Source organism: Vibrio sp. ABH4_348 (assembly GCF_056159765.1).
This window is the reverse complement of record NZ_JBSWVW010000002.1, coordinates 564,236-581,493: the sequence shown is the minus strand read 5'-3', so window position 1 is coordinate 581,493 and position 17,258 is coordinate 564,236. Positions and strand designations below refer to the sequence as shown.

Annotated in this window: 15 protein-coding genes; 8 read left to right on the top strand and 7 right to left on the bottom strand. The window is 45.0% G+C overall.

The genetic code is table 11. The annotated features are described in order from the left end of the window. Window positions 1-68 precede the first annotated feature (68 nt). Together ACXAFJ_RS16370 and ACXAFJ_RS16365 are read right to left on the bottom strand one after the other, a co-directional pair. The gene (locus ACXAFJ_RS16370; RefSeq protein WP_475324892.1) at window positions 69-962 is read right to left on the bottom strand and encodes an NmrA family NAD(P)-binding protein; all 894 of its coding nucleotides are present in this window, start codon (window positions 960-962) and stop codon (window positions 69-71) included. A 101-nt stretch (window positions 963-1,063) separates the two neighbouring features. Continuing rightward, window positions 1,064-1,915 (bottom strand): SDR family oxidoreductase, encoded by an 852-nt coding sequence (locus tag ACXAFJ_RS16365; RefSeq protein ID WP_475324890.1) that lies wholly within the window; start codon window positions 1,913-1,915, stop codon window positions 1,064-1,066. A gap of 117 nt (window positions 1,916-2,032) precedes the next feature. Here ACXAFJ_RS16365 and ACXAFJ_RS16360 point away from each other — a divergent pair, with 117 nt between their 5' ends. The 8 genes from ACXAFJ_RS16360 (at window position 2,033) to ACXAFJ_RS16325 (ending at window position 10,273) form a co-directional block, all read left to right on the top strand. Continuing rightward, a complete protein-coding gene (locus tag ACXAFJ_RS16360; protein WP_475324889.1) occupies window positions 2,033-2,938 on the top strand; it encodes a LysR family transcriptional regulator in 906 nt (301 codons plus the stop codon). Between the two features lie 306 nt (window positions 2,939-3,244). Beyond that, window positions 3,245-4,285, top strand: a complete 1,041-nt coding sequence (locus ACXAFJ_RS16355; RefSeq protein ID WP_475325773.1) for an acyltransferase — start codon at window positions 3,245-3,247, stop codon at window positions 4,283-4,285. Window positions 4,286-4,849: 564 nt separating this feature from the next. Further along, entirely contained in the window at window positions 4,850-6,094 is a 1,245-nt protein-coding gene (locus tag ACXAFJ_RS16350) for an L-lactate MFS transporter (RefSeq protein ID WP_475324888.1), read from the top strand. Between the two features lie 211 nt (window positions 6,095-6,305). Continuing rightward, the gene (locus ACXAFJ_RS16345) at window positions 6,306-7,028 is read left to right on the top strand and encodes a sugar phosphate isomerase/epimerase family protein (protein ID WP_475324886.1); all 723 of its coding nucleotides are present in this window, start codon (window positions 6,306-6,308) and stop codon (window positions 7,026-7,028) included. A gap of 128 nt (window positions 7,029-7,156) precedes the next feature. After that, the gene (locus ACXAFJ_RS16340) at window positions 7,157-8,041 is read left to right on the top strand and encodes a LysR family transcriptional regulator (protein WP_475324885.1); all 885 of its coding nucleotides are present in this window, start codon (window positions 7,157-7,159) and stop codon (window positions 8,039-8,041) included. 101 nt (window positions 8,042-8,142) lie between these two features. Beyond that, the gene (locus tag ACXAFJ_RS16335) at window positions 8,143-8,796 is read left to right on the top strand and encodes a DsbA family oxidoreductase (protein ID WP_475324884.1); all 654 of its coding nucleotides are present in this window, start codon (window positions 8,143-8,145) and stop codon (window positions 8,794-8,796) included. A gap of 32 nt (window positions 8,797-8,828) precedes the next feature. Further along, window positions 8,829-9,434, top strand: coding sequence for an NAD(P)H:quinone oxidoreductase (gene wrbA / locus ACXAFJ_RS16330; RefSeq protein ID WP_475324883.1), 606 nt, complete (start codon window positions 8,829-8,831; stop codon window positions 9,432-9,434). A gap of 269 nt (window positions 9,435-9,703) precedes the next feature. After that, the gene (locus tag ACXAFJ_RS16325) at window positions 9,704-10,273 is read left to right on the top strand and encodes a type II secretion system protein (protein ID WP_475324881.1); all 570 of its coding nucleotides are present in this window, start codon (window positions 9,704-9,706) and stop codon (window positions 10,271-10,273) included. A 53-nt stretch (window positions 10,274-10,326) separates the two neighbouring features. On the opposite strand, the gene ACXAFJ_RS16320 is transcribed toward ACXAFJ_RS16325, so the two are convergent. The 5 genes from ACXAFJ_RS16320 to malQ all read right to left on the bottom strand — a co-directional run bounded on the left by ACXAFJ_RS16320 (window position 10,327) and on the right by malQ (window position 17,252). Then, a complete protein-coding gene (locus ACXAFJ_RS16320; protein ID WP_475324880.1) occupies window positions 10,327-11,211 on the bottom strand; it encodes an effector binding domain-containing protein in 885 nt (294 codons plus the stop codon). A gap of 33 nt (window positions 11,212-11,244) precedes the next feature. Then, window positions 11,245-11,598: a nuclear transport factor 2 family protein gene (locus tag ACXAFJ_RS16315; protein WP_475324879.1), complete on the bottom strand. Its 354-nt coding sequence runs from the start codon at window positions 11,596-11,598 to the stop codon at window positions 11,245-11,247. A 96-nt stretch (window positions 11,599-11,694) separates the two neighbouring features. Beyond that, on the bottom strand, window positions 11,695-12,495 hold the full coding sequence (locus ACXAFJ_RS16310) for a PhzF family phenazine biosynthesis protein (protein ID WP_475324877.1): 801 nt from the start codon (window positions 12,493-12,495) through the stop codon (window positions 11,695-11,697). 140 nt (window positions 12,496-12,635) lie between these two features. Then, window positions 12,636-14,816 (bottom strand): 1,4-alpha-glucan branching protein GlgB, encoded by a 2,181-nt coding sequence (gene glgB / locus ACXAFJ_RS16305; protein ID WP_475324876.1) that lies wholly within the window; start codon window positions 14,814-14,816, stop codon window positions 12,636-12,638. A 297-nt stretch (window positions 14,817-15,113) separates the two neighbouring features. Then, entirely contained in the window at window positions 15,114-17,252 is a 2,139-nt protein-coding gene (malQ, locus tag ACXAFJ_RS16300; RefSeq protein WP_475324875.1) for a 4-alpha-glucanotransferase, read from the bottom strand. Window positions 17,253-17,258: the final 6 nt, after the last annotated feature.

Here is a 17,258-nt window from a genome sequence, read left to right as displayed (position 1 = left end):
GCCCATATGACTCAATGTCGTTAAACACCCATGTGATATTTGATTCACTCGTTTGGTGAAGTCACTCCCTACACAAACAGTGCTCGATTTTGCTTTATCCAGCTTGCGAGGCTCATTGGTGCACGCTTCAAAAGTTGTTCGGTATCATTTCTCGGCCCAAAATCGATGTTTTTCATAAACTGACTTTCAATGTTTATGTAATTGGCCAGATCATGTTGACCTGCATCTTTTAAACCAGCATCCGTATTAACAAAACGGATATCACGGCCAAGTTCATGGCTCAACAACGCCGCTATGTCGGTAAATGTATATCGATCTTCACTGATGATCATGTACTCTTTGTTAAGGTGTTGCTCAGGCTGCTCACTTAGAATGTTCACAAAACATTGCGCCATATCTTCATCAGCCAACCAAGGCCGTGCAATATCAACTCCAGGTAACCTAAGCTTATTTAACCGCTTTACATCATCCGCAAAAAACCACGGGATATTTGAGGTGAACCAAGCCAGCAAATTCACGTAAGTGAGTGGCAAATCAGTTTGATCTAGCAGATGTTTTCCCAAGGTATGCAAAGCGACACCTGCTCGACTTGCCAAATACTCTTCCGGTAAATCTGATGGCGTCAAGCCCACTGGTGTCGCGATTGAACGCACTATTTGTTTGACGCTGTCGCTTCGTCGAAACGCTTCGACAATATTTGGAACGACCTGATATTCATCAATAACAAAATCAGGTGGAATGATTAGGACTTGTTCAACACCAGAGAACGCTGACGTTAAGCTGTCAACATCATAAAAATCGGCTTGAACACATTCGGCGAGAGGATATTTGCTTTGCAGCATGGATACTGCGTCTTCTCGGCTACTTGAAAGTCTTAACGTGATTTCCGGAGTCTTATATAGTGAGTCAACAATGATTGAGGACAGTCGTCCCGTGGCACCTAAAATCAGAATATTCTTCATGACAAACTCTTACCTGTTATCTAGCGACTAAATAGGGATGTTTTTTGCTGAAAATAAAAGCAAAGCTGAGAGGGTTACTCTCAGCTTTAGTTCGTTTGTGATTACTTTTGTGTTTGTAGCCAATCCTGCATGGTGCTCTTGATTTGTAGCGGATGATCTAGCGTATCGGCGTCTGGGTTCTCACCAACTTTTTCTGTGTATTTCAGCAGTTCTACCGCATCGATTAACACTTCATCTTTTGATTCTTCAGCGTAAGCCTGAGATTCCTCATTATTCATATGGAAGCGCTCATACCCCATATGTTTGGCAAATTCATCAGCCGCCTCAATGAGCGTTCGCTTCTCTGGGCCTAACAGGGTAAGACGGCGATTGTACAAGCTTGGCTCACCATAACTTTCCACTACTGCTTTTGCGTATTCGCTAGCGTTGACCCAACTTAGCTTCTGAGTGGCGTCACACATGGTGGTAACGGTGTTTTCTTCCGTCAGCAAGTACAGGGTTTCGTAGAACCAGCTCGGTAGATAAGCGAGGTAATCAACGTCACTTTCTGCTAACAATTGTTCAGCGGCTACTTTTGCAGCGGTATCCGCCCGAAAATCATTTCGCGAGTAAGCCGACGCAGTAGAAATCATACTGATTAACTGAGTGCTCTCATCTTTGGCAGCCAGTACCGCCTTTGTGCCGTCAATGTGGTTCTTTCGGTACGACTCAGGTGAGTAGCCACTCATGTTCAAGTGGATTGCGTCTACACCTTTCAACGCTTCTTTTAGCTGCTCATGATTGAAGATGTCTGCCTCTCGAAACTCTATACCAAGTTCTGGATTAAATTGAGACGATGACTTTCCGGCGTTTCTTGAAATCACAACCGTTTGATATCCTGCTTTAGCAAACTCTTCACTCACTGGTTTGCCCAACAATCCTGTACCACCGATAACTGCTACTGTCTTTTTCATTTTGTTTTTCCTTTTCTTAATCAGGTCTTAATCAACGAAAATAAGTCTAACCTTGTAGATTTAATTTGATAATGAGTTAAAGTGGCTTTCAGAATCTCATTTTTGAGTTAATAGAATATGGATATCGAAGCGAGTTTTTGGTTTGTCACCGTAGCCAAACATGGATCCTTTACCAAAGCAGCCAAAGAATTAGGTGAACCAGCAAGTACGGTAAGCCGAAGAATCGCCCAGCTAGAAAGTGAAATTGGTCGGCAATTGTTGGTTCGAAACACTCGAAATATGAGACTGACTGAAGCTGGCAGGCAGCTTTCTGAATTGATGGCCAATTTAGATCGGGAATACCAAGGCGTTTTAGATTGGGTGCACAGCAAAGATGAAATATCTGGCAAGTTTCGGGTAACCGCGCCGAATCAATTTGTAGAATACCCGCTCAGTGACTGGCTAATCGAGTTTAAACAAGCCCACCCTAACCTCACCGTTGAGGCTGTGGGAAGCAACGAGTATCTCGACTTTTACCACCATCGAATTGATCTGGCTTTTCGCCAAGGTCCGCTGCCAGATTCTGGTCTGCGTTTACGTCGAATCTTTAATTTCGAATATGGCTTATTCGCTTCGCCAACCTACTTGGCTAAAAACGAAGATTTAGACAGCTTAGATTGGTTGAAACAACAAAAAACAATTGGCATCGGAGCAAGTGGCCGGCGCTTTCCATGGACGCTGCAACACCAAGGTCAACCGCTGCAATACACGCCAAATACGGAGCTGTTGTTGGAATCCCCAGCGCAAGGAACAAAAGCGGCGGCAGCAGGTTTGGGTGTCGTTTATACCAATGCTTACGATGCCCACAACGCTGTATCATCAGGGGACCTACTACCTGTTTGTCAATCCCTGTGGCCAGAGCCCATCGGATTCTATATGGTGTTTGATGAAACAAGGATGAAATCAAAAACACTGCAAACCTTTATGGAATTTGCCGAAAAGAAATCTCGAGAGTTACATCAGTTGCCGGGAATTTCCGCTTAAAAAGAAGACTAAATGTAAGTGCCTACTATCTTTTCTTTACATGCCAATTGTATAGATCATCGTTATGGCGGGGTAAACTGTTTTTTAGTGTCTAACTCTCTAATCAAAATATCTATCTTATTTTCATAAAATTCAGAGTGTTACACACAAAAACATTAACGATGTTTAATCTTAATTGTACTCGTGTTTTGTGCATTCCGTGTTCTAATGGTAGAGATTAGACAACCAATTCCGGTCGAAAGTAAGTAAGCACTAACATCGAATAGAGTCCATGTTATGACTGATATCCTTTCCAACTCAAATGCAATACACAGCAGCAACACCACTGCCAGTAAACGAATCGCTAGCCTAGAATTTGGGCGCGTATTTGCAATTTTGGCCATCGCGCTCATGCATTGCGGTCCAATGTACGGTTATTGGCACATCAATGAAGAACCTTGGGTCGCGATTATCTTCAACCAGATAACGCGTTTTGGCGTGCCTTTGTTTTTCTTAATCTCTGGTTACTTGATCCAACCTAAGTTGGCGGCAACCCCTTTCTCAACATGGTTGAATTACAGTAAACCACTGGTGAGAATGTGGCTGGTATGGAGTGTGATTTGCTTGGCGGTTCCTTTCCGGTGGGGCGTAGTCATGGAGCATGGCTATCAAGCTGAGCGCGCAGGTTACATTGGATGGTTGATGGAGGCCCCGCTCAATGCCTTTATGGAAGGAGGCTTAGTCCATCTTTGGTTCTTACCTTCACTCATCATGGCAGTGGGTATTGTGGCACTCTGCTATCGCTACCGCTTGATGGTGTGGCTACTGCCCCTTGCAACTGGCCTATACGTTTACGGTGTATTAGCAGGCAGTTACGTCAACATTACCGAATTATCTTCACCTTTCTTTACGCGCAATGGGCCATTTTTTAGCACCCTATTGGTGGCGGTTGGTGTCTTGATTCGCGAAAAAAATATCAAAGTCGACAGTCGAACCGCACTTTTGATAGCACTGGTTGGTATGTTGATTCATTTGGTGGAAGGCGGCGCACTCACACTATTTGAGCAACCGATGAACTCCATCGACTATGCTTTTGGCACCGTATTTTGGGGCGCGGGTTTGTTTATGTGGTTACTCGCCAATCCTAATGTTGGCAATCAACCATGGATTCAAAAAGCGGGGCCACGAGTACTCGGTTTTTATCTAAGCCACATGCTGTTTATTATCATCTCAATGAACATTAGCGGCATGATGCAATTAGGTACGGTACAAAATGACCTATTTGTGGTGTTTGGAATGATCGTATTTACATCACTGTTCGTAGTAATCATTGAAAAGTCGCCGTTGCAGCGGTGGCTGTTCAGGTAACCTTTGGAACATGTGTCATCATTTCCGCGGCCAAGTGCCGCGGCTTTTTTTATTAACGATAGAAAAGCACTATTTTGTTTCTTAATATTTCCAACTGTAACAAACAAAAGAACTGAATAATGCTCACCTCAACGCGATATAAACTTCATCAGATTTTGCTTGCACAAAAAACTCCTACAAGTTCATAAGCTTAAAAAATCCCTATCGGTAATCTGTTTAGACTTCTCGAGCATCACCTTCTTTTACACTGCTGTTATCCGGCTAAATGTTTCAGAGTAAATAAATCGCCATTATTTTTTATCGAGTTTACCCAATGACCATTAAACAACTGATTGCACTTAACGACCAGTAAAAAATTTAGCTAGCAAGATAAGACACTAATTTTGATGAAAAAATAATTCATTTCTCATCAGATAGTAATTTGGGCTTTTTGCTTTTTATCTTTTCTATTGACGCACCTAATTTGTAAATAAATATATCAATAAGTCAGGTTGATATGAGTCAATCGTTTGCTAATTGAAGGGAGTATGTTTGCCTCATATCGTAAACATTGAGGAAAACATAATGAAAAACCGCTGGTTAATCGCCGCTGCGGCAGTCGGAATCCATGGTTCAATTGGTTCTGTCTACGCATGGAGCGTATTTAACTTACCCCTTGAGCAAACCTTTGGATGGAATCGCTCAGATGTTGCCAACACCTTCAGTCTAGCTATCTTCTTTTTGGGTCTGTCGGCAGCCATCATGGGGCATTTTGTTGAGAAACACGGACCGAGAAAAGCGGGTCTGCTAGCCGCCACTTTTTGGGGAGTGGGGCTACTCGTTGCTGGCTTTGGCACCAGTATTGGTAACATCCATTTGCTATGGCTTGGCTACGGTGTTCTCGGTGGCATTGGCTTAGGCATTGGCTACATTACACCAGTATCTACCTTGGTGAAGTGGTTCCCTGATCGCAGAGGCTTTGCCACTGGTCTCGCTATTATGGGCTTTGGATTTGGCGCTATGATTGGCGGGCCGGTTTTTGGTTACCTGATGGAAAACTACTCTATCTCTACCACCTTTTATGCCTCAGGTATTACCTACATGGTGATCATGTACCTTTCAGCGCTATACCTTGAGCGACCACCAGCAGGTTGGATGCCAGAGGGAATGAAGCAAAGCATTGATAGTGGGAGCAAAGCACCAGCTCAAGACTTAACCCAGCAAACAGCAAATGAAGCAGTAAAAACAGCCCCGTTCTACTGGCTATGGGCGATGATGTTTATCAATATCTCTTGTGGCATTGGTATCATCTATTCAGCTTCTCCACTGGCTCAAGAGACCATTGGCTTAAGTCCAAGTGAAGCAGCAGCAGTCGTTGGTTTGATGGCGGTCTTTAATGGTATTGGTCGACTTGGTTGGGCAACACTGTCTGATTCACTCGGTCGTGCAAACACTTACATCACCTTCTTTGTCCTACAGATCGTTCTGTTCACCTTACTACCGAACATCACCAGCGTGTTGATGTTCCAAGTAGTGCTGTTCACCATTATGACCTGCTACGGCGGCGGCTTCGCCACTCTGCCAGCATTTATCGGCGACTTGTTTGGCACAAAACAGCTGGGTGCGATTCACGGCTACATTCTTACAGCATGGGCAGCGGCTGGGCTAGTAGGTCCACAAATTGCCGCTTACCTACGTTCAGTAACCGGTAGCTACGAGCTTACGCTGTACATCTTTAGTGGCGCTTTTGTTATCGCGCTAGGTGTAGCTTACTTGATGAAGTCTTACATCACGAAAGCAAGAGCTAATCTACAAGCTGCGGCAGCGTAACTCCAAGCGATTAGCAATGTGTATATGGGAGTTAAGATTAACTCCCATTTTTTATTAAGTGATTACCCGTTTGCTGCTTACTGAAGCATCATGCTGGCCAGCATTAGGTCCCTCCATTTCATTATCTACTTCTCAGCTTAAGAAAACTTAACTCCCACTGTATTCTTTCAACGGTATACTCGTTCCACTTTCAACCACTCTGAAAATTGCTATGAAACTCGGCGTTCAACTTTACGCGGTTCCAAAAGAAGTATTAGAAAGCGACATCGATCGGGTGTTAGAGCAAGTTGCAGAGCTTGGCTATCAAGGTATTGAATTACCTTGGATGGTAGATTGCCATACCAAATTAAATGAACTGGGTCTTGAGTGCTCAGCGCTACATATTGGCCCCGAATCTCTGACTAATCTAGATGAACTAATAAGATTTACCTCAAGGCATTCCTGTTCAAGGTTGTGTTTATCTGGCCCGCTTGGTTGGCATGATCGGTCGCTAGAAAACTTTGCCAAAACTGCACAGCTAATGAATGAGGCTCTGCCTTTCCTTCATCAAGCCGGATTAGAGCTGCACTACCACAATCACGAGTTTGAATTCGAAGCAGCTGACGGTAACAAGACGCCGATATCGCTTCTTAGCAATGAACTCGAACCAGAAATTGGGTTTTGTGTCGATACGGGCTGGGTTGAACAAGCCGGTACTTCGGCAGTTGAGTTTATGGGTCGCCATTCAAATAGGATTAAGTACGTTCATTTACGTGACTTCAAAAACAATGAGGCCACGGCGCTTGGTAAGGGTGATGTTGCGGTGGACTCTATTTGGTATTACCTAAAACAGAATCCCAACATCGAATGGGCAATCATTGAACACGAGCCTTGCGATAACTACCTTGAGGTTTATTCAGACAGTCTATTGTTTCTGAAAGAGTTAGGCGTATGACGTTATAGCTTTAAAGCTAGAGGCAAAACCTGTTCGCACTCAGCCAAGTATTTCAAAGCAAGTGGTTTGAATTCAAACCTTAATAGCTGATACTCTAGCCTTTTCAGAGACATAAATGGATTTAGCTCGTGGCAACTCGTCTCACCTTAGATATGTGGCAAGCATTCATCGCTATTGCAGAGCAAGGAAGTACTAATAAAGCCGCAGAACATTTAAACAAAAGCCAGTCAGCCGTGGCTCAAAGCCTGAAGAAGGCTGAGGTGCTTCTAGGTAGCTCATTGTTTCGAGTAGAGGGTCGACAGTCTGTATTAACTCAGCTTGGTGAAGAGCTTTTGCCCAAAGCTCAACGCCTAGTGAGTGAAGCTTGCGCAATTGAGCGTTCTGCATCTCACCACTCGGGCGAAGTGATGCACGAACTCGCACTTGGCGCCGATATTTTATTGGAAAAGGCACCGCTTCTAGAAGCAATTGACCGTTTTCATTACCTGCACCCGAATACATCAGTTAGATTGTTAGACACAGCACTATCCGGTGTTCAAACACTGATGAGTAAGGGAAAAATCTCATTGGGTATTGCCGGGCACTTCCCGCCAGATTGTGTTCAAGAGCCCCTAACCTTTATCGAATTGGTTTGTGTGGCATCACCTGAGCTAGAGCCTTTAGCTGAAAAAGACTTAACCATAGATACTCTGCACCAATATCGACAAATCGTTTTAGCCGATACTGGAGAGGAAGACAGAAACAGTGGCTGGCTTGGTTCTCGAAAACGCCTTACCGTCTCAAATGTCACCACAGCAGTTGAAGCTGTAATTAATCAGCATGGATTTGCGTGGCTACCGCGTAAACACATCAGGACACTTTTGGCCTCGGGGCAGTTGTTCGAAATCGATTTGCAAAAAGGATCTCAACGAACTGTGCCTATGTCCATTGGATTTCCGACTGAGCTTTCGCACGTAAAAGAAGTCAAAGACCTGTTCGAGCTGTTACAAGGCACACTCGGCAGCACCAAGTAGCTTTTCTACTTATACCTATTAATTTTTCCACATATTCAAACAATACCCGCCCTCGTAAAGTATCTCCTATCGCAACATTGATAACGTTTTAGGAGATACTCATGTCGAAAATAACCATTGAATTTTTTCACGATGCCGTCTGTGGCTGGTGTTATGTCATTAGCCCTCGCCTTCGCAAATACCAAAACGATCCAGACATTCAGTTTGTGCAACGCTCCTTTGTTTTGCAGCGCAACCAAAACGAAATGATTGAACGTTTTGGCAGTATGGAATTAGCAAAAAGTGAAATTCTAAAGCACTGGCAAGCCTGCCAAGCAAGAGCCGATGACCCTAGCCGTTTCAATATTGAAGGGATGCGTGCTCAGCCTTTTCATTACCCTAGTGGATACCGAGCGGCAGTTGCGGCCAAAGCAGCTGAAGTGCTAGGTGGTCAACAAGCTCATTGGGACTTTTTTGATGAAATTCAGCATAGACATTTAAAGCTCAATCAAAACATAGCGGACGAAAATGTGCTGATAGAAGCCGCTCTAACCATTGGTCTAGACAAGCAGGAATTTTTGAAACTTTTGTATTCAGAGCACACTCACAGCGCTGTCGATTTAGACAATCTTCTAGCACGTGAATATCAGATAGCAACTATCCCAACCATAGTGATCAACGGCAGACGCGTTATCTCCGACACTCTGACACAAACTCAGTTAGACCATTTAATTGACCAAATCAAAGCTCAAGCTACAACTCAGCAAGCTGCTTAATACGCCTAGTAATTACAATAAGGAGTTTAAAAATGACAAAAGTACTGGTTCTGTTTTATTCAAGTTATGGCCATATTGAAACCATGGCAAACCTCATTGCAGAAGGCGCAAATCAAGTACCAGGTGTAGACGTGACAGTGAAAAGAGTTCCGGAACTGATTCCTGAAGATATTGCTCAACAAGCAGGAATTAAACTGGACTCTCAAGTAGAGATAGCATCGCCTCAAGAACTGTCTGAATACGATGCCATTATCATCGGCACCCCGACCCGCTTTGGCAATATGGCATCTCAAATGCGTAACTTTTTAGACCAAACGGGTGGTTTGTGGGCAAAGGGTGCGCTGATAGGAAAAGTTGGCAGTGTCTTCACATCAACAGGTACTGGTGGAGGTAACGAAACGACAATTCAATCGACCCATACCACCTTGTTCCACCACGGAATGGTCGTCGTTGGGTTGCCCTACAGCGCCCCCGAACTAGCAGATATCTCCGAAGTAAAAGGCGGTTCACCATTAGGCGCAGCCTGTATTGCAGGGCCAGATGGTTCCCTACAACCCAACGAAAAAGAGCGGGCACTTGCCATGTTCCAAGGAAAACATGTCGCGGGCATTGCCAAAAAGCTGAATGAAAGCTCGTAATTGGCTCTTGTTAGCCTGCTAAAAGAATATGATAGACAGGGCACTAACTGGTTTTAGTGTCTTGTCTTAACCGACGAGTGATGGTCACACAATGCTTCTAGGGCATTCGATAATAAATCGCCTAAAACGATGGGAAACCAGAGTGAAAGTTAGAACTTTCCTCTTAATTTACTGTTTTATCAACACATATTTATTAAATATTACTGAAGAAATGTGTTGTTTGGCCTAAATTTAAATAACTTACCTTTTTTCATTATTGAGCTGCTAACTTGAAACGAGATCTCAAAGGTTTCACCTTAATTGAATTGATCGCCGTTATCGTGGTCATTGGCGTGCTTGCCGCAGTAGCGGCACCTAAATTTGTAAATCTCGTAAACTCTGCAAAAACTTCAGCTATACAAGGTGTAGCAACGGCTCTCGAAGGAGTCATCACTCAAGTGCAAGCCAAAGCCTATGTCAAAGGTTTGGTTCCCTCGACGTCCAACCCCGGTGGCACTGTACAAACTGACTATATTATTGACTTTGGAATAGGTTCTGTGGAGGTGGATTGGGGAACCTTATGCCCTGAAAGCCGCGGAGAATCAGCAGACGCACTAAACATGGTAGACTTTTTAACACTAGATACCGCGGGTGCCATGACATCCGATTTTGGCAATCGACATACCGTGGTTGGCTATGACTATTCTTTCTCTTCTGGGCAGTTGAACAGCAGCAACATCGTCACCCTACCTGCAGGTTGTTATGTACTGTATGACTCGTTTGGTGGCAGAACGTCTGGAGACACTTGTCCTACAACTGGCTGTGTGTGTACCGTAAGAATTGAAACATCAACTTGCTAAAATCTTCGTTTCAAACTCTCCATGACTCGCTTTTAATATGAAGTAGAGATAGTCTATTGATTTACATTGTAAATCGGAATCGCATATTGAATTTCCGATTGTTCAGTATCAGGTCGATACTTGGGCCCGTAGATTTCTAAGTCTGGTCCCAAGGTATGTTGAACAGCGTGATTAAATAGCCAGCTTGAGTAGATATAATCTACGGTTTGGTTTAGACCTTTAGCCCGTCCGAAATGGGTGAATATCGCATATTTCGCTTCTGGTATGTGAACCTTGGTAAATCCTGGTGGAAGGTTGCAATCAGGTTCGATTTGAACAGCCGCATAGTATTCGAGTAAGTCAGATTCCTCACTCGTTGGCTTAATCACTCCGTAAGCAAGATTAGCTGGTTGTGCACCTTGTATCTCACTCATTCTAGGGATAAATTCTTCCCAAAGCTGTGGCAGTGAATCCGCAATGTTGTTTTTTTCGGAATCGACACTGTGAAACTGCGTATAAAGACCCGCGAGCCACATTTCAGGTCGAGTCACAATTTCACACTCAAATTCACCATTGATCGACAATTGAGACAGATAGTCTTGGTTAATCTTAGGCTTGTGCAGCCATTGCTTTTTCGACTCCAAGTTTCGATACTGGTTGGGCGTTACACCGAATAGATTTTTAAACGCCCTCGTATACGCTTCTTGTGATTCAAAGCCAGCTCCCATCGCTATATCTATAATCCGTTGTTTTGGAGAACTCAACGCCACCATAGAGCAAGACAGCCGTCTGTTTCGAATGTAGCTTTTCAATGTTTCTTGAGTGACTGCTTTGAATATTCTTTGAAAGTGCCATCGACTCAAGCCGGCCGCTTTGGCAACATCATTCAGCTCAATATTTTGGTTAAGATTGTTTTCAACAAACTCAATCCCGCGTTGAATATGTTGCCAATACTTCACATTCACTTCCTTTGGAAACCCTGGTCAAAACAATTAGGCTGGCACTTGGTAAAAAGCTTGTGTTTCAACCAGCAGCCCCTCTTGGTTGTATTTACCAAAGCTGATTCCTTCCCCTATTTTTGTCCCTTCAGGACTCACCAGGTCCCAGTTTGCTGCACTGTTGAGACCATGTGACAGAAACCGAGTCGTCACAAAATATGCACCAGCACTTTGTTCATGAAACTGCTTCATGTATACCAGCAGCGATTCAAAACCTTCAGTATTCATTAACGGATCGTTGTAGTGAATATCGGAGGACAAACTACGAGACATAAGTGCTTTCTTCTTATCAATATCTTGCGTTTTCCAGCTTTCAACGTAGGTCTGCCAAGTGTCTTGATGTGTCATTTTTATCTCCTTCGATTGAGTGAAGGTTAAAGTCTGGCACGTCGAATCTGACAATTTTTGATATTTTGTGCGAAAAACTCGCGACATTTTTGCCGGTTACTTCATTGGTTCATGATAATCCGCGACTTCAACTAACAATTCTAAACAATCAGAGGATTTGCGTTTGACTTGGAAATATCCGCCGCGTTCGGAGAGCTGAACGGCATCTAGCTCATCACTATCCAACTGATTAAACCAATAGTCTGCGATGCTGCCTTGCGCTGTGCCCGTGGCGATGTCTTCATTAAACCCAGAGGTCGGTGAGAAATAGCGTAATACATAGCGAGAGTCACTGGCTTTAGCGGTTATAATCAAGCCCAGAACTGTGGTGAGTCGACGCAGTTGTACAAAGTCCGGCTGGTAGGTGGCAACACTATCCAAATCGGGCAAAACGATAACCAAGTGACGCGTCTTAAACGCGTCCACCGCGTTGTCAGATAGCAAGGTGACAAGAGGATCGTCTAAAGCAACTTTTCTTCTCTCCCAAACTGGCAATTCCATTTTGAGCTGCTCGCCAGCTTGATCAACTCTGACAATGCCATAATCGCTATTCAAAACAATCGGAGTGGCGGCACCCTGTTTGATTAGGTGATGCGCGCCGCACACTGAGCCGTGACCACACAAACCAATCTCACCCGTCGCGCTGAACCAACGCACAAAGTGCTGTTCACCATGTTCATTGTATTGGCTTGAAATAAAGGTCGTCACTGGCAAATGGTTGGAATGGTGAATAGACATCATGACACGGTCACTGGGCCATTCACTGACTGTGACCACCGCAGCAGGGTTACCTTTAGCTGAGTATCCAAGCCAATCAGAATCTGAGTGACAAAATGCGCGATAGCGTGCGATATGCATAACTTCAACCTAAGCCGTTTTTTTGCAGTATAACTTCATCGCGAAATGTTGCAAAACCGACAGCCGATTTTACCAACCGCGTCTGACTGACCATAAAGGCGGTGGCTTTATGGTCACTTAACTAGATGTTTTTATTATTGCTAAATCAGCTTGTAAAAGACTGTAGAGAGAGGTGGCAAGGATAAGAGTAACGACTGTGGTAAGCCCTCACTTTCCACCTGTTCTGTATCAATATCAGATTTAACCGAGTAACTACTGCCAAAATAGCGCTGGTCATCGGTGTTGAGCAATAACTGATAACCACCAGCACGTGGAACGCCAATGCGAAAAGCGTCTTGCGGCACGGGGGTAAAGTTGGTTATCACTAAAATCCGCTCGCCGTCTTTGCTAATCCGCTCATGGGCAAAAATACTCTGATTCTCGTCATCTTGTAATCGCCATTCAAAGCCTTGTGGTGCACAATCTTGATCATGAAGCGCTGGCTCATTGCGATACAGATGATTAAGGTCGCGAGTGAGTAACCACACGCCCTGATGGCGCTCAAAGTCTAGTAAGAACCATTGAAGCTGGTCATCGTGGTCCCACTCCCCAGTTTGACCAAACTCAGCCCCCATAAAGTTGAGTTTTTTGCCTGGTTGACCGTACATATAGCCGTAGTAAGCGCGAAGATTCGCCGTCTGTTGCCATTCGTCACCCGGCATCTTGTTGTGAATGGAGCCTTTGCCATACACAACCTCATCATGAGACAAGGACAACACATAGTTTTCACTGAAGGCATAGATGAGTGGAAAAGTGAGCGTGTTATGGTGGTATTTCCGGTGAATCGGATCTTCTTGCACGTAGCTTAAACTGTCATGCATCCAACCCATATTCCATTTAAAACCAAAACCCAACCCGCCGAGATACGTAGGTTGGGACACACCGGGGAAGGCGGTCGATTCTTCTGCAATTGTCATCGCATTGGGAAAATGGCGATAGACCTCTTCATTCATCCATTTCAGCATGGCAATAGCGTCATAATTTTCGTTACCACCATCGACATTGGGTACCCACTGATCGTGACTGCGCGAATAATCTAAATAGAGCATCGACGCCACCGCATCGACGCGAATACCATCGATGTGAAAATGCTCAAGCCAATACAGAACATTCGACACAAGAAATCGTCTTACGTGCTCTTTACCGTAGTCATAGATAAAAGAATTCCAATCTTGGTGCCACCCTCTACGAGGGTCCGCATCGTGAAACAGTGGTGTACCGTCAAAGTTCGCCAGCCCATGACCATCAGATGGGAAGTGCGCTGGGACCCAATCGATGACAACACCTATGCCCGCTTGGTGGCACTTGTCGACAAAGTATTTGAAGTCATCCGGGCTGCCATAACGCGATGTCGGCGCAAACAGCCCTATGGGTTGATAGCCCCAAGAGCCATAAAATGGGTGTTCAGCAACCGGCATTAATTCAACATGGGTATAACCAAGTTCGGTTAGATAAGGCACCAGCTGCTCGGCGATCTCTCGGTAGTTGAGTGGCTTGCCCTCTTCTCCTAGTCGCCAAGAGCCCAAATGCAATTCATAGAAAGATAAGGCTTGCTCTCGTTTGGCGCTCACTGGCCGCTGTTGCCACTTTTGGTCTTGCCATTGATACTGATTGTGATCATAAACAATGGAGGCAAATGACGGATGCTGCTCTGCTTGAAAGCCCCATGGATCAGCCTTGTGGGGAAGGTCTTCTCCGTTTGGCCCCTTTATTTCAAATTTGTATTGTGCGCCAGTGGTTAAATCAGGAACAAACAGCCCCCAGATCCCGTAATCCAAACGTTGCATGGGCAGACGCCTACCATCCCAGTGATTAAATCCTCCGATTAAGCTACAAGACGACGCATTCGGTGCATAAACCAGAAATCGGACACCGGAGATTTGCTCGTTTCCTCGCGTTAACGTCGTTAAATGCGCGCCGAGATTGGCATACATATCCTTAGGCGTATGTAGATCGTCGTAAGCGGCATAGATATCGTGATATTGATAGGGATCGTCGACAATTTGTTCGTTATCCGGCCATTGAACTTTAAGCCGATAATGCGTATGAGTCAGATCTAACGATGATTTGAGAATGAAGCCACCGCTCTCCTCAGAGTCGAGTACTGATTCATCACCAGACTCGGTAATAACAGAAACAGAATCTGCACCAGGCATATAAACCCGAAGCTGGCCTTGGTCTTTCGGTATGTAAGGGCCTAAGAACGAAAAAGGGTCGGCAAAGTTAGCAAGCGCAAGTTTATGATAATTATGGTTAACGCGCGTTTTTAAACTGGTTTTCAAAGAAGTTCTCCCTAACCTCATGGGGTTTTGTATCCTTGTTCATGCATTCGTCGGCAGCAAAAAATCGACGGGAAAAATACAATTGTAGAGTCTTATGACTTGGTTTGATTTAATGAAATTAAGGTTAAGTCTCAATGACATGGCAAGCCAGATTCGTCATTTCGAAATAACCTAAAGCTTCTGCAGAGATATTACGCAACTGCGTACGGTTTGTTAGTGACCCCACCTGTGTTTTCAAGGCAATCAAAACAGGTAAACACTCAATAGTTGCGGTTTGTTGGGCCTAATTCTTTTAATCTATCCATTTCGCGCTTGATTGATGGCCTGCGCCAAATTTTGAATTCTTGGCTCATTGAGCCACACATCCAGATTCTGAGTCAGTTTTCGCCGCCAGTTGGGGTATTGATCTGTCGTTCCGGGAATATTGACCGGCGAGTCCATCGCTAGCCAGTCCTCAAGCTCAACACAGTACAAGGCCGACGATCCAGCAGCCAAATGGGTTTGCATGGCGCTCGCTAGATTCCAGTCCATTCCAACATATTGAGCATCTCTTCCCACCGACTCAGGCAGAGTGCCATGCCACGCCATGGAATCTAAAATGGCTTGCTTGTCTTTCAAGCGAGCGTCAAATAGCGATTTTAATACGTCGAAATCAAGGTACAGCCCGAGCTGTTCACCGAGTTTTAGATCATCACAGTGCCAAAACCCTCGCAAAGTCGGCATGTCATGAGTACACAAGGTCGCCATGGATTGCGGTTCGTAGTGGCCTGGTGAAATAAAGCCACCATCTTGCTTTGACGTTTCGAAAAAGAAGACCTTGTAAGAATGCACGCCAGCCCCTTTAAGCAAGGTTTTGATCTCTTCTGGTACGGTTCCAAGATCTTCTCCCACTACGCTGCACTGCTGGCGATGAGACTCAAACGCCAATATTGCCAGCAAATCCTCGACCGGGTAGTGACGATAGACCCCTTCAGTCGCATCACTGCCTTTGGGAATCCACCAGAGTCTTAGCAGCCCCAAGACATGATCAATTCGCAATGCACCACAATGCGCCATATTCGCGCGCAGTAAATCAATAAACTCGCGATACTCGTGTTTGACAAGCCAGTCAGGATCCATTGGTGGCAAGCCCCAATTTTGTCCTAAAGGCCCCAAAATATCGGGGGGTGCGCCAATGCTCACGGATTGAACCAAACAACCTTTGTCACCCCAAGTTTCAGAGCCACCATCAGACACACCAACCGCCAGATCTCGGTACAAACCAATGTCCATCCCCGCGTCTTTTGCCTCAATCTGACAAGCGTTAAGCTGGCAATCGGTTTGCCATTGCAGATACATTTCAAACTCCACCAGCTCAGGATGCTGAGAGGCGAACGCTTTTACTGCGGGCGAATCAAAGCTTCGATACTGTTCTGGAAAAGCTGGCCACCCCCAATGTCCTTGTTCCCCCAGATGGAAGTGCAGCGCATCAAATACCGCTTGCTGCTCGAGTGCTTCGCCACCTAACTGTTTAAAACGCGCAAAGCACTGCGCCCTTGATGAAACGCTGTGTTGCGATAACTCTTGCTGACAAAAATTGTCAAACAGTAGTTTCAAAATCGGTCTTTTCGCCGCCATCACACCACTGTAATCCACCCAAGGCGATGCACGCAGTTTGTCGAGGCTCAATTGAAACTCTTGGTCGTCAACGTGCAGTTGTGCCTGCTCGCAATGGAAGTAATCAGCAATATTCGCCACATCAAGATAAATCCAATTTAACCACCGTCTAGAGGACGGGCTATACGGGCTGGCACTTTCTGGATTAGCAGGAAACAAGGCGTGAATGGGATTCAGTCCCACGAAATCTGCGCCAAATTTAGCCATCCCTTGAATTAAGTGTTTGAGATCGCCAAAGTCCCCTATTCCCCAATTATTGTTGGATCGCAAGGTATAGAGCTGAATACTGGTTCCCCACATCTTTTGCTGCCTAGCCAATTTTTCTGACAAGTAACACTGGTCAGGGGTGACAACAAACCCTGCTCGCTGAGTGTCTTCACCCTGTCGCTTGACGACCAGCTGGTGGTAACCCAGTGGCAGTTGTTTTGGGATCCGTACGGAAACATGATCAAGGCGATCCACTAGGTTCAATTCAATCTTGCTATCGTTTTCACAAACCAGTTGTACCTGCGATTCCGACCATGTGTGATCCAGCTGTATATCGGCCAAATCACTTTGCTTGAACACATACACTGATTTCAATTCGCAATGCTGATTATCTTGATTGCGAAGTTGATTCAATAACGATTCCGTATCACTCAGGTCATAACCGACAGAAGTTAATAGGTTAGTAAGTGCTGACTCTGAAACCTGAGTCGGCTGACCATGCGCATTGATATAGTCGGTACTAAACCCAGCAAGGTCAGCGATGTGTTGCAAAGTAGAAAGTGAAGACGACATCGACAA

Coding starts and splice junctions, on each gene's coding strand:
- ACXAFJ_RS16370 (WP_475324892.1), bottom strand. CDS start 962: ATGAAGAATATTCTGATTTTAGGTGCCACGGGACGACTGTCCTCAATC.
- ACXAFJ_RS16365 (WP_475324890.1), bottom strand. CDS start 1,915: ATGAAAAAGACAGTAGCAGTTATCGGTGGTACAGGATTGTTGGGCAAA.
- ACXAFJ_RS16360 (WP_475324889.1), top strand. CDS start 2,033: ATGGATATCGAAGCGAGTTTTTGGTTTGTCACCGTAGCCAAACATGGA.
- ACXAFJ_RS16350 (WP_475324888.1), top strand. CDS start 4,850: ATGAAAAACCGCTGGTTAATCGCCGCTGCGGCAGTCGGAATCCATGGT.
- ACXAFJ_RS16345 (WP_475324886.1), top strand. CDS start 6,306: ATGAAACTCGGCGTTCAACTTTACGCGGTTCCAAAAGAAGTATTAGAA.
- ACXAFJ_RS16335 (WP_475324884.1), top strand. CDS start 8,143: ATGTCGAAAATAACCATTGAATTTTTTCACGATGCCGTCTGTGGCTGG.
- wrbA (WP_475324883.1), top strand. CDS start 8,829: ATGACAAAAGTACTGGTTCTGTTTTATTCAAGTTATGGCCATATTGAA.
- ACXAFJ_RS16315 (WP_475324879.1), bottom strand. CDS start 11,598: ATGACACATCAAGACACTTGGCAGACCTACGTTGAAAGCTGGAAAACG.
- ACXAFJ_RS16310 (WP_475324877.1), bottom strand. CDS start 12,495: ATGCATATCGCACGCTATCGCGCATTTTGTCACTCAGATTCTGATTGG.
- malQ (WP_475324875.1), bottom strand. CDS start 17,252: ATGTCGTCTTCACTTTCTACTTTGCAACACATCGCTGACCTTGCTGGG.